This window comes from Kitasatospora sp. NPDC057542, from assembly GCF_042801945.1.
GTDB lineage: Bacteria > Actinomycetota > Actinomycetes > Streptomycetales > Streptomycetaceae > Kitasatospora.
Map to the genome: position 1 here is coordinate 1 of NZ_JBHVFE010000290.1, position 11,340 is coordinate 11,340.

Below are 11,340 nucleotides of genomic sequence, written 5' to 3' on the forward strand. Positions count from 1 at the left end.
ACGGCAGCGCCAGCCCCGCATCGTGTGCGGCTACTTCAAGGCCCCACACGTCTGCTACGCGATCATGTAGGAAACCGAGCCATTTCGGCTCAATATCTCGCGGTCGTGCCATTCAACCTGGTGCCCGTCTGCGCGGACTGCAACTTCGTGAAGCTGGACCAGATACCGGACAGCAAGTAGAAGCAGACCCTGCACCCGTACTTCGACAACGTCGAAGACGAACGCTGGCTGCGCGCGGAGTTCCTGACCCACAAGCCCGGCGACGGCGACACCGCCGGGACAGTGGACTGGCAGGTCCGGTTCTTCGTGGATCCGCCAGACGTCTGGGAACCTCAACTCGGGGCACGGGTCGTACACCACTTCAATGTGTTCCATCTCGCCGAGTTGTACGAGGCTCAGGTCGCCGACGAGCTGGACACATTGGGGTTCGCGCTGAAGACGGTCTTCGACGGCGGGGGATGCGAGGATGTCCGCGCCCATCTACTCGATGTCGCCCACCACCGGACCCGCCCTCGCCAGAACAACTGGATGACCGCACTCTACGAAGCCCTGACAGCCAGCGGCTGGTACTGCTCAGGCGGATTCACCCTCGTCGCCACGGGCTGACCCGCACCGCTGGCCAGGCCGCCGGGAAGGTGAATGCTGGTGAGGGTGGCCTTCAGCCGAAAAGGACCCCGCACTGAAGGCGGCCGGACCGCTCGGGGGTTCGGCCGGCCGCCCAGTTCCACAGTGCCGTCGCCCGGCCGCCTGTCGCAGTTCGGGCTACGCCGACGCGGCGTCAGCAGTGGGGAAAGTCACCGGTGGGCTGGGCGGGAGCAGGGCAGCAGGTCACGCTGACCACCAGGCGACGAACTGGCGGCCCGGCCGATCAGCAGCAGGTCCGACACGCGTCTGCGGGGACGATCGGCCAATCCCTGCCGCGGGCCTGCTTCTGCGGGGTCTCGTCTCGGCCAGCCGGGGTCACCTCCTCCAGGCCCCTCAGCGACGCCAGCGGGCGAAGCGTCCCGTGGGCGCTGCGCTGACATCGCCGATCTCGTGGCGGACGCGATCGCGCCGCCTCACGAACAGTCCCAGTGGTGGTCCACCGGACGGTCCGGGCACGTCCGGCACTCGAAGATGTAGACGCCGCCCGCGTCCCCGATCATCACCTGGGCGGGGCTGTGCGCTCCACGGCCCCTGGTGGTGTCCCGTCGCTCCTCGCCGGTCTCGCTGTCGCGGTCCTCCAGCGGGAGCCAGGTGCGGTACGACAGGCCGTCGTACTCCCAGCTGCTCACCGTCAGGAGGTGGTCCATCGTCCGCCCGCAGGTCGGGCAGTCCGGCCAGCAGGGTTCCTGGGTCCAGCTCGGGTATCCGCCGAGCTTGATGCCCGGGGCCTCGGCCAGGTGGTAGCTGTACCGCAGGCCGGTGCGGGCATTCAGTTCCTCCATCCGGACGCGCAGCACCGGGCTCACCTCCTCCGGCATGTCCCAGCTCGGGTAGTCGACCACCGGCTCGGGGTGCACGACGCACGGCGCCGGGATGCTGTCCCCGGGCGCCGTGCTGACCGTCGACGGCGCGGTGTCGAGGACCGGGCCCACCAAGTCGGAACTCCGCCAGACCACCCGGGGTGTTGCCGTCGGGAACCGGTCGACGATGAACGGGCACTGGAGCACGTCGGTCCCGGCGGGGAAGTCGAGTTGGGGCACGTCCGGTCGGTGGATCTGGACTACGGACACCATCGGCACCGGTCCTTCCGTCGCGGGCTGGCCCCATTCGGGGGCTCTGGAGTCACCGCCGGGCTGAAGGTGCAGGTCAGTGGGTTGGAGGCTGGCCACCCGGGCAGATTCGCCCGGTGATGACCGGGCCTCGGTCGACCCGCCTTAATGTCAGATTGACGATAATCAGGTGTTCCGGCTACGGTTCCGAGCGCGACTGGTGAGCGCGGACTCCGGGCACCGTGACACGCCCGTCCGCGCAGTATCAGCGATCCACGTCCCGAGCAGAAGGCGGCGACATGAGCATGGACAAGCGCGACCGGATACAGGCCTTCCTGGAAGCCGAGATCAAACGGCTGTGCGCAATCATCAACGTGCCTCCCTACGCTGTCCCCAATTTCAAGTACCTGGAGGGCCCGAGCGGGTGCTTGTCGGTGGGACCGGACGGCACCCTGTCCCAGGGCTACTTCGAGCGCGGGGAACTGCTCTCCGAACGAGACACCCGCGACAGCGACGAGTTCCTCTACTGGGTCTTCGTGGACGCCACCCGCTACACCGCCTACACCCGGGCCCGCGAACGCCCCTTCGGAGGCGGTCCGATGGAGCGCGAACTCGCCCACCAGGAATCCCTCCTCCACGCGCTCCACCCCCGATGGGCCGAGCGCTGGCGCTGCGAACGACTCGGTGGGCACCGCGAACGCCAGGACGATCAGCCCACCCCCGAATCCCCCCTCGGCGCCTGCCTGCGGGGGCATCCCCGCGTAGCCTCCGCACTACCGCCACGGTAGCCCGGGTCACCGGGCGGAGCAGCCGTACTATGCCCCGGCACGGCTGGACTCCCACCAGCTCGGCCCCACGCGCGTCCCCGTCGCTTCCGGGCCCGGCCGCCTGCGGTAGCCCTCCGACCACACAACCATCACCCGCGAAGGACACCTCAACACCGGCCGGTTCACCGCCCGCAACCGCGGTGCCGTGACCCAATGGGCAGCCCATCACCCCCTCATCAGCGCAGCGGAATAGCCCCGGGCGGACCGAACCGAAGGCGGCGGCCACCAGGTGGTGGTCGCCGCCTTCGCGGTGTCCGGCTGTCAGCACTGCCCCGGGCTTCGGGGTCGGCCAGGGCCGGCGGTCGAGGAGGAGGGCGAGGATGGTGCGGGCCTCGCGGCGGCGGGCGGGGCTGGGCCGACGGCCGCCGCGCGAGCGGCGGAGGCGAACGGGCGGGACCGCGGGGGCCGCTCCCGTGGTGGTGCCGTGGCGTCACGGTGACGGGACCGCAGGACGTTTCGTCACGAGCCCACCCGTGACGCAACCATCACGGAGCGGCACGAGGCGCTGGCCACCCGACGGTGGCCAGGGGTCGTCCGCGCACCACAAGGGTCACACCCTGCGGTCCTTCACCGGGTAGAGCTTCGCGTGGAGTACGCGCGCCTCCCAGCCACGGATCGTCCGCAGCGGGCCAGCCCTTGAAGAGCCGCCGCACCCCCGCGGCGCGGCGGACGCTGACAACCCGCAGGGGCAGGACGGCGGCCTCGGCGCGTCCGCCGGCGCATGCACCCCTCGCGGGCACCTGTTGTGGCCGCCGATGGTGATCCGCCCGGCCGCACGACGGCCGGCACGGGTGTGGGGGGAAGGGATTTCGCGCGTGGAACTGACCGGCGCCGGCCCGCACGGTGCGCCCTGGCCGGAACTGCTGCCCGACCTGCGCCCCGCCCTGGTCGTCCCCGCCGCGCCCGAACGCCACCGCCACCCCGGCGACGGCTGGGCCCGCCACCCACCCGGGGACCCGAACCCCGCCCGGACCGCCCACCTGGACGACACCCGGCTCACCGTGTCCCGGCCCGGCGGACACACCTGGTACGACGGCCAGATCACCGCCGGCCGCGAATGGCACCGCGCCATCCGCTCGACCGGTCAGGCCCCCGACCACTGGTCCATGAGCGCGGCCATCCGCCCCGTGTGCTCGGCGATCGCAGCCTGGAGGGAGGGGAAGTCACGTGTCGGGAAGCAGGCTTCCACTAGGCCGTAGTACGGGGCGTTCGTGGAGAGCTTTGAGGCTAGGTGCTCTGCGGGCGTGTAGTGGATCAAGGTGTTGCGGAAATGCCGTGCCTCGCCGCTGCGGATCTCGGTGCTCACGGGGTGGTCGAGCATGGCGGCGAGCAGTGAGCGGGATGCCGTCCCCAACTCCTTCTCGTACTGATTCCTGAGCTTCTCCAGGCTGGACAACACGTGGTAGAGCGTGATGTATCTCAGCTTGAACACGGTCTCGGCGGAAGCCGGGTTGTCGTCGTCCCGCAGCATGGCGTCGAGGACGTTGAGGGAGCACTGGAAGGCGGTCAGGGACGCCTTCATCTTCTCGGGCAGGCCAGCATCGAAGATCCGGTTGAAGTGGCGCTCGGATCGGCGATCCCGGGTCTCAAAGGCGTCGAGGGTGATGCTGTTCATGAACGAGGGGCCAGGCCATGGCAGGTGCCCGGCTGCTTGGCTGACGTACGCGCTCTGGGCCTGGGCCACGGCCGACAGTTCCGGCCCCAGGGCGGGGAGGTCCTGCAGGGCACCGGCGCGGAGGGCCATGACGAACCCGACCGTGTGGGTGGTGCTCACGAGCCGGCCTCGGTAGCGGTACTCGCCCAGGTCCGTCTTCCACCAGCGCGCGGGCGGGAACCAGGTGTTGCCCAGGAACGCCTGCCGTCCCTCGTCGATGATGCGTCCGAACGCGTCACCCACTTTCTCCAGGCCGGTCTTGGAGTCGTCGAAGAGCTTGACGCTGAGCCGCGCCCGCTGGATGGTCTCCTCGTGCTCGTAGGCCAGGGAGGCCGCGAGTTCGGGGTCGTTGACCTTCAGGGTCCTGTACGACTCGTGGATGATCAGCGACAGGTACTGAAGTTGAATTCGTGATGTCGCTCGGATGGGTGAAGCCGTAGCGTTCGCCTGCCGGTGGAGGGCCGATCCCGGTAGTCGTGTGCTGTGAGGTATGCACAGGGCGGCGGTTTGACCGACGCGGAGAGGGCCGCGCGGGAGCGGATCCGGCAGCAGGCCGTAGAACGCTTCGAGAGCGGCGAGAAGAGCAGGGACATCGCGGCGGCACTGCGGGTGAGCGTGCGTTCGGTGGAGCACTGGCGCCGGCAGTGGCGCGAGGGCGGTGCGGCGGGAATCGCCTCGAAGGGCTCGCCCGGTCGTCCGAAGCTGTCCGATGCCCAGATCGCGCGGTTGGAGCGGGAGTTGGAGCGTGGTCCGCTGGCCCACGGCTGGGAGGACCAGCGGTGGACTCTGGCACGGGTGAAGACGCTGATCGGCCGACTGTTCCACGTCTCCTACACCGTGGAGGGCACGTGGGTCCTGCTCAAGCGCCACGGCTGGTCCTGGCAGCAGCCGGCCCGCCGGGCGATCGAGCGTGACGACGCGGCCGTCGAGTTGTGGAAGAAGGAGACGTGGCCGCGGGTAAAAGCACCGCGGCGGCCCGCGGGGCCTGGCTCGTCTTTGAGGACGAAGCCGGGCAGTCGATGAGGCCGCCGCATGCCAGGACCTGGGGCAGGCTCGGCTGCACCCCGGTCGTGCGGGTGCGCGGCCGGGGAGGCGGCCGGGTCTCCATGGCGGGACTGAGCTGCTACAAACCCGGTCAACGGTCCCGGATGTTCTACAGCTTCCATGTCCACCGCGGCCGCAAGGGCGAGAAGAAGGGCTTGACCTGGCAGGACTACCGGGACCTGCTCATCCGCGCACACATTCAGCTGGGCGGCCCGATCGTGCTCGTGTGGGACAACCTGCGCGCCCACCTGATGCCGCCGATGCAGGAGTTCATCGAGGCGAACAAGGGCTGGCTGACTGTCTTCCAACTCCCGTCGTATGCACCGGACCTCAACCCGCAAGAGGGGATCTGGTCGCTGGTCAAGCGCACCATCGGCAACCTCGCCGCCGCCAACCTCGACCAGCTCGCCCGAGCCGTCAGGCGCAGCCTGAAGCAGATCCAGTACCGCCCCCACCTCATCGACGGATGCCTCGCCACCACCGGCCTGATCATGGACGGTTGACCACCTTCAGACCGACATCACGACTTCAATTTCAGTAGCTGTTCATGCAGAAGATCGGGACGACGGCCTTGTCGGTGTCCTCGACGACGCATTCCAGGAAGCGGCGGGAGAACGCGAGGTCGCCCTCGATGAGGAGACGCGCCACGTCCTGCTTGATCCCGGTTCCTGAACTCATCGAATCCCCCGTGTCTTTCCTGATCTGGGCTTTCTACCATGTCGTCCCGGCCGGGGCGATGAGTTTTGGAGGCGGGCCCGAACAGGGGAAGAGCGGGCAGGGCGTCGGACCGCCCGACTGGGCCGGGGGCTGCTCGGCCGGCTCGCGGCTGCCGCTGTCGGGGAGGCGCCCTGGGGGCGCGCAGCACATCGGTGATCGGGCGGGCGGGACGCAGCACGGACACCGTGCCCTCACGCGGGCGGCCTGACGGCCGCTCAGGGGCCGCGGCCTGGACGGCCTACGCTGGCTCGGTCGGGACCGCGAACTCGACGACCTGGTACACGCCGCGGTGCCGCCCCACGCTCAACGTTCCGCCGACGCCGCGCGACACCACGAGCCGCTCTCCCTCAACCTCCCCCGAGACCGGCTCTGCCACCGCGTGCAGAAACTCGCTGACCATTTGGGTCCATCGCCGAGTACCCCCTCCTGAGCCTGAGCCGACGCCCGTTGACTCACGTCGTCGTCGTGCCGTCCCCACTCAACGCCCGCTTCCCGAGGCCGCTGCCGCTGTAGTCCTGCCCGCTCCCGTGTGGGGCTCCCCCGCGATGGTCGGGCAGTTCCTGGTCGTCGGGACCGTCAGAACTGGCTTTGGCGCACCCTCGGACGGGTGGGGGTCTGCTCGGTGCTGCGCAGTGCGAGGGCGGCGGTGCGGGTGCGCTCCAGCCAGCTCATGACCTGGCGCAGCGTGGCGGGGTCGACCTGGCGGGTGAGGTCGCGGACGGCCTGGTGGTCGTCGTCGGTGAGCGCATGGAGGCCGGCGCGATCGAGGGCGGTGTAGAAGGGCTGGGCAACGGTGCCGACGAGGCGGCGGTGGGCGGCGGCGGTGGTCTGGCGGGCCTGGTGGGCGGCCTCGCGGGCGCATTGGGCAACGTCGCGGCGGTGGCGCTCACGGCGCAGCGCGTGCTGGAGGGCGGTGTCGTGGTCGGGGTCGTAGCGCTCGGCGCGGGTCTCGGCGGTGTGGTCGCGCACGCGCTGCCACTCGGCCAGGGCATCGGCCGCGGTGGCGTAGGCGTTCTCGGGCCGGGGTCAGCCGGGCGGGAGCCGCGAGGCGGCGGGGAAGGCGGCTGGCGAGGCCTGCGCGAGCAGGCAGGCGCGGGCGTCATCCAGAGCCGCGGCGGCGTGGCGCAGGTGATGGTTGACCACTGGGAGGAGGGTGCCGCGCAGGCGGTCGGCGGTGTGGAGGGCGGCGGCGGCCAGGTCCAACAGGTCGCCGGCGCGGTGTATCGCCGGGCCCAGGTCACTGGCGCGGTACTCCGCGGCCAAATCCCCGGCCAAGCGGGCGAGTTCACCGACACCGGGGTCCTCCACCGGTTCGGTGCCGAAGAACTCCAACGCATACGCCAACCCCGCCAGCCTGGCCGTACGGCGTGTCTCCCACCACGTAGTCACACCGCGATCATCCCCCACCACACGACCCGACGGGTCCGGAACGAACCAACTCCCCCGCGCGGGGCGGCGGGCGCGGGCCCTGCGGGTTCCGTCACCGGGGCGGTGACGGGACATCACGGTCAGGCCTCCACCGTGTGCGCCGGCCCCCCGCTGCGAACGGCCGCTGCCCGGCCCGGCGAGCAGGCCGGGACGAGCCGGACGGCGGCAGCGGCAACGCCGAGGCTGGCGAGCCGGACGGTGGCCAGGGCGACAGCACCGGCGCGGGCGGGACGGGACGTCGCCGGGGCGAGCCGGACGGCGACCCGGTGCCCCGGCGGCGAAGCGGCGGCCGACGCCGGAGCCCGACAACCGCCGGGGCGACGACGGCCGGGGCGACGCCCCTGACAAGCCCGGCGACGACCCGGTGCAGCAGCGGACCGGACGGCAGGCGGCGGGCGAGCGGGCCGGGGGCCGCCCGTGCCCTCCAGCCGCCACGTCTTGTGCCGGTCCTTGGTGTTGCCGTCCGAGGCGACCAGGCCGTGCAGCGCGAGATCGCCGAGCGCCTGCCGGATCGCCTTGTTCGACGCCGCGCTGGGGCGCAGCAGGCGCTGGAGCTGGTCGGCGGTGGCGACCTTGAGGACGCCGAGCGCGCCGAGGACGTCGGAGCGCGGGGCGGTGGTCGAGCCGTTCGGGTTCGCGGACCCGCGCCGGTACGCGGTCCGTCCCGGCCGAGACGGCTCAGCCGGTTCGACGGCGTCGGCGCCGGGTCGTCGTTGTCGTCGGCCTCGCGTCACCTTACGCCGACTACCCTGGCTACCCCGACGTCCCTGAGGCGGAGATCGTTTACTGGACAACCCTTAGGGCGTCCAGGTGCCCTTCTCCGCGGCCGTCGTCACGTAGTCCTCGAACGTGCGCGGCGCACGGCCCAGGACGCGCTCGACGCCGTCGCTGACGTAGTCGTCCGCGCCCTGGCCGACCTGGCCGAGGAAGCCTGCGACGGAATCGGCGTCGTCCTGCGTGAGGCCGGCCGCGAGCAGGTCGGCGGCGTACTCCGCCTCCGTCTGATGGCGGTGGACGATGCTGCGTCCCGTTGCCTGGCTGATCAGCTCGACGGCCTCGGTGATGGACAGTGCCCGCGGCCCCGACAGGTCGTAGGTCTGCCCGTGGTGGCCGTCGCCGGTGAGGACCGCGAGGGCGACCTCGGCGATGTCCTCGGCGTCGATGAACGGCTCGCGTCCGTCCCCGGCCGGGGTCCGTACTTCACCTGCGAGGACACCGGGAAGGAAGAAGTCCGCTGCGGCGAAGTCCTGAGAGAACCAGGACGGCCGCAGGATCGTCCACTCCAGGCCCGAGTTCCGCACAGCGGCCTCGGTGGGGTGCGTGCCGTCCTCGTCGATGCCGCGCACCGAGAGCTGGACCAGGCGCTGGACACCGGCCGCCTTCGCGCGGGCCACGAATTCGGCGCGCTCGGGCAGGCCCAGGGTCTCGGTCGGAACCAGGTAGACAGCCCGGACGCCGCTGAGTGCGGGGTCCCAGCTGGAACGGTCGGACCAGTCGAAACGGGTCTCACCCGAGCGGGAGGCGGCGCGGACGGTGTGCCCGAGAGCACGGAGGCGGGGAACGAGGGGAGCGCCGGTCTTGCCGGTGGCTCCGATCACGAGGATCTCTGTCATGACTCCAGTGAACCCGCAGCCGGTGGCACGAACCATGGCTGAAACGACCTGAAACATGTGTGATCGTGTCCGCGTGGATGTTCTTGATGACTACCTCGCCGGCGTACGCGCTCACGGAGCCGTCTTTTGCCGCACCGTCAGCATGCCCCCGTGGGGCCTGCGCTTCATCGAGCCGGCGCCCCTGGCACTGGCTGTCATGCTGCACGGGGACGGCTGGGTCATTGCCTCCGAAGGAGACCCGGTCGCACTGCGGCAGGGAGAGATCGTCTTGGTCCGCAGTACGCAGCCGTACACCGTCGCCGACCACCCGACCAGTACCCCGCAGATCCTCGTGGATGGCGACGATCACTGCACCACTACCAGTGACCCTGCGTCCCCGCGCCGCAACTGGCGGATCACCGGCCGAACCTCCAGCCCGGAGGGCTATCAATCGAGCGACGACTCCGACCTGCTGGTCACCGCCGGCTACCGCATCGGCAGCGACCTTTCCCTGCCCCTCCTCGACACCCTGCCGCAGGTGACTGTCGTCCCCCGCGACCCCAGTCTTGTCCCACTCCTCGACCTCATTGCCGACGAGACCATCGGTGACAAGCCAGGGCAGCAGGTTGTACTGGACCGACTGCTCGACCTGCTCCTGGTGCGCTCCCTACGCGCCTGGTTCGACCAAGCCGGCTCCGTCCCACCCCTGGGATACCGGGCGTTGTCCGACCCGCTGCTGGGACACGTGCTACGCAGGCTGCACGAGGAGCCGTCCCACCCCTGGACCGTCGCGTCACTTGCCACAGAAGCGGGACTGTCACGCACCACCTTCGCTCGCCGCTTCACATCCGTGGTGGGCCGCCCGCCCCTGACCTACCTCACTCACTGGCGGATGGCCTTGGCCGCAGACCGGCTGCGCCAGCCCGGTGCGACGATCGCGGCGGTGGCCAGGGAAGTCGGATACAACGACGCCTTCACCTTCAGCTCAGCCTTCAAACGGACCCGAGGCATCAGTCCTTCGGCACACCGCGGCGCCACCCGTGATCGGTGAGCCTGGCTGGCGGGCCGCAGTGGGCATCCACGACTGGCCGCTCGAAGCCACGGGTCTCACAGTGGATCACTCTCACAAACGACCGATGGTGAGAAGCGGTCAAGGCTCACGGATTCGGCTGATGCCAACCTCCGCGTGACCGGCCCGGCTGCCGAGGTGTCGGCAACCCGTTCACCCGATCCGGCACCCACTCGGCGGCCGAGGCCGACTGGGTCGCCGACCCGACCGAAGGGAAGCGGGCCGCGTTCGGCGCCGAACTGTACGCCCACTCGCACTGGGCGGGGGGTGGGGAACCGGCACGAGGCTGAGATGAAGCTCAAGCAGGCCACCCGTCCGGATGCCGCTCAGGTGCCGATGGTCTGACCGCCGGTCGGCCGGATACTGATGGGCGTGAAGGCCGGCGCCGCCCGGCAGACGGAGGAGCGGCACCGCGTGGTGCTGGAGCGGGCCGCCGACGCCGTCGAGCAGGCCGCCGGCCGGGAGGTCGTCCCGGGCGGTGACGGGCAGCTTGCCGAGGAGCTGGCGTACGACCTGGCCGCCGACGTCGTCACCGGCGGCCCGTACGCGGAAGCCCGCCCGGAGCTGGCGGTGGGCGAGCGAATCGCGCTGGTCGCGGTCTGCGCGCTGGCGGCGGCGATGCCCCGCACGGTGCTCGGCGACCCGAAGCGCGAGCTGCCCGTGCTGGCCGCCACGATGGACGCCGCCGTGGCGGCCGGCCGGACCCCCTGCCCGAACACAGGTGACACAGCCTGTCCGTAAACCGCTGTCCTGGGCTATCCGTCATGGGGTACGTACGCGGCCGGGGAGCTGGGAGTGTGCCGGTCGACGGCGTATCGGCTGCTGGACCTGGCGGCGGCTGAGGCGATCGAGGACGTCGTCGGCCGGGAGGCTGGGCCGGAGTTGTCCCACGACCTGCCGGTCCCGCCGGCCCCGATCTTCTCGTTCGGGCCGCGGATCCGGCACAGGCGCCCGGTGCAGAGCTGTAAGTGGCCTCGGTGCAGGAGTGATCCCTCGGCCGTTCGTCGTCGGCCCGGCAAACGACCCGGCCGGGAACCTCGCCACCGCACCGGCCACCCAGTCCGATGGACCCACCACAGCAGCCACCGTCTTCCGCGCCAGCGGCAGCGGCAGCGCGGGACGACGCGCTACGCCCGGCCACAGCCGGTGCGGCGTCCCGGCAGGCGGCCTGACGGGGCGCAGCGACCGAAGCGACCGAGGCAGCGGGCTCGGCCGGGGTCTGCGGGGCGGGCCGCTGCGCCGAGCCGCCCAAGCACCGCGCCTGTTCTGCGGACGACGGTGACCACAGACGCGCCGGGCCGGCCAGGAACTGGGC

The 11,340-nt window shown here is 70.9% G+C and carries 14 protein-coding genes; 6 read left to right on the forward strand and 8 right to left on the reverse strand.

Annotated features, from left to right (window positions below; all coding sequences use genetic code 11):
* Positions 1-54: 54 nt before the first annotated feature.
* Positions 55-375, reverse strand: coding sequence for a hypothetical protein (locus ACFU7Y_RS29335; protein WP_380770202.1), 321 nt, complete (start codon positions 373-375; stop codon positions 55-57).
* Here ACFU7Y_RS29335 and ACFU7Y_RS29340 point away from each other — a divergent pair.
* A complete protein-coding gene (locus ACFU7Y_RS29340; RefSeq protein ID WP_380770203.1) occupies positions 367-606 on the forward strand; it encodes a hypothetical protein in 240 nt (79 codons plus the stop codon). The genes ACFU7Y_RS29335 and ACFU7Y_RS29340 overlap by 9 nt on opposite strands.
* A 452-nt stretch (positions 607-1,058) precedes the next feature.
* Here the strand turns inward: ACFU7Y_RS29340 and ACFU7Y_RS29345 are convergent, their stop codons facing one another.
* Positions 1,059-1,718 (reverse strand): DUF1963 domain-containing protein, encoded by a 660-nt coding sequence (locus ACFU7Y_RS29345; RefSeq protein WP_380770204.1) that lies wholly within the window; start codon positions 1,716-1,718, stop codon positions 1,059-1,061.
* Between the two features lie 275 nt (positions 1,719-1,993).
* Between ACFU7Y_RS29345 and ACFU7Y_RS29350 the strand changes: the two genes are divergently transcribed.
* The gene (locus ACFU7Y_RS29350; RefSeq protein ID WP_380770205.1) at positions 1,994-2,482 is read left to right on the forward strand and encodes an Imm63 family immunity protein; all 489 of its coding nucleotides are present in this window, start codon (positions 1,994-1,996) and stop codon (positions 2,480-2,482) included.
* 1,123 nt (positions 2,483-3,605) lie between these two features.
* Here the strand turns inward: ACFU7Y_RS29350 and ACFU7Y_RS29355 are convergent.
* Positions 3,606-4,418: a hypothetical protein gene (locus ACFU7Y_RS29355; RefSeq protein WP_380770206.1), complete on the reverse strand. Its 813-nt coding sequence runs from the start codon at positions 4,416-4,418 to the stop codon at positions 3,606-3,608.
* Positions 4,419-4,658: 240 nt separating this feature from the next.
* On the opposite strand from ACFU7Y_RS29355, the gene ACFU7Y_RS29360 reads away from it, so the two are divergent.
* Together ACFU7Y_RS29360 and ACFU7Y_RS29365 are read left to right on the forward strand one after the other, a co-directional pair.
* Complete coding sequence (locus tag ACFU7Y_RS29360) at positions 4,659-5,198, forward strand: winged helix-turn-helix domain-containing protein (protein WP_380770207.1); 540 nt, start codon at positions 4,659-4,661, stop codon at positions 5,196-5,198.
* On the forward strand, positions 5,195-5,722 hold the full coding sequence (locus ACFU7Y_RS29365) for a transposase (RefSeq protein WP_380770208.1): 528 nt from the start codon (positions 5,195-5,197) through the stop codon (positions 5,720-5,722). Before ACFU7Y_RS29360 ends, ACFU7Y_RS29365 begins: the two co-directional genes overlap by 4 nt.
* Positions 5,723-5,753: 31 nt before the next feature.
* Here the strand turns inward: ACFU7Y_RS29365 and ACFU7Y_RS29370 are convergent, their stop codons facing one another.
* The 5 genes from ACFU7Y_RS29370 to ACFU7Y_RS29390 all read right to left on the reverse strand — a co-directional run bounded on the left by ACFU7Y_RS29370 (position 5,754) and on the right by ACFU7Y_RS29390 (position 8,977).
* The gene (locus ACFU7Y_RS29370) at positions 5,754-5,897 is read right to left on the reverse strand and encodes a hypothetical protein (protein WP_380770209.1); all 144 of its coding nucleotides are present in this window, start codon (positions 5,895-5,897) and stop codon (positions 5,754-5,756) included.
* A 615-nt stretch (positions 5,898-6,512) separates the two neighbouring features.
* Entirely contained in the window at positions 6,513-6,905 is a 393-nt protein-coding gene (locus ACFU7Y_RS29375; RefSeq protein WP_380770210.1) for a hypothetical protein, read from the reverse strand.
* A gap of 57 nt (positions 6,906-6,962) precedes the next feature.
* Positions 6,963-7,280, reverse strand: a complete 318-nt coding sequence (locus ACFU7Y_RS29380; RefSeq protein ID WP_380770211.1) for a hypothetical protein — start codon at positions 7,278-7,280, stop codon at positions 6,963-6,965.
* A gap of 164 nt (positions 7,281-7,444) precedes the next feature.
* Positions 7,445-8,098 carry a hypothetical protein gene (locus tag ACFU7Y_RS29385; protein ID WP_380770212.1) on the reverse strand — a complete coding sequence of 218 codons (654 nt, stop codon included), beginning with the start codon at positions 8,096-8,098 and terminating at the stop codon, positions 7,445-7,447.
* 63 nt (positions 8,099-8,161) lie between these two features.
* A complete protein-coding gene (locus ACFU7Y_RS29390; RefSeq protein ID WP_380770213.1) occupies positions 8,162-8,977 on the reverse strand; it encodes an NAD(P)H-binding protein in 816 nt (271 codons plus the stop codon).
* Positions 8,978-9,050: 73 nt separating this feature from the next.
* On the opposite strand from ACFU7Y_RS29390, the gene ACFU7Y_RS29395 reads away from it, so the two are divergent.
* The gene (locus ACFU7Y_RS29395; protein WP_380770214.1) at positions 9,051-10,007 is read left to right on the forward strand and encodes an AraC family transcriptional regulator; all 957 of its coding nucleotides are present in this window, start codon (positions 9,051-9,053) and stop codon (positions 10,005-10,007) included.
* 390 nt (positions 10,008-10,397) lie between these two features.
* On the forward strand, positions 10,398-10,766 hold the full coding sequence (locus tag ACFU7Y_RS29400) for a hypothetical protein (RefSeq protein WP_380770215.1): 369 nt from the start codon (positions 10,398-10,400) through the stop codon (positions 10,764-10,766).
* Positions 10,767-11,340 lie beyond the last annotated feature (574 nt).

Bases quoted from the DNA above. Each gene is read 5' to 3' on its own strand.
- ACFU7Y_RS29335 (WP_380770202.1), bottom strand. From the start codon at position 375: ATGGAACACATTGAAGTGGTGTACGACCCGTGCCCCGAGTTGAGGTTC.
- ACFU7Y_RS29345 (WP_380770204.1), bottom strand. From the start codon at position 1,718: ATGGTGTCCGTAGTCCAGATCCACCGACCGGACGTGCCCCAACTCGAC.
- ACFU7Y_RS29350 (WP_380770205.1), top strand. From the start codon at position 1,994: ATGAGCATGGACAAGCGCGACCGGATACAGGCCTTCCTGGAAGCCGAG.
- ACFU7Y_RS29365 (WP_380770208.1), top strand. From the start codon at position 5,195: ATGAGGCCGCCGCATGCCAGGACCTGGGGCAGGCTCGGCTGCACCCCG.
- ACFU7Y_RS29370 (WP_380770209.1), bottom strand. From the start codon at position 5,897: ATGAGTTCAGGAACCGGGATCAAGCAGGACGTGGCGCGTCTCCTCATC.
- ACFU7Y_RS29390 (WP_380770213.1), bottom strand. From the start codon at position 8,977: ATGACAGAGATCCTCGTGATCGGAGCCACCGGCAAGACCGGCGCTCCC.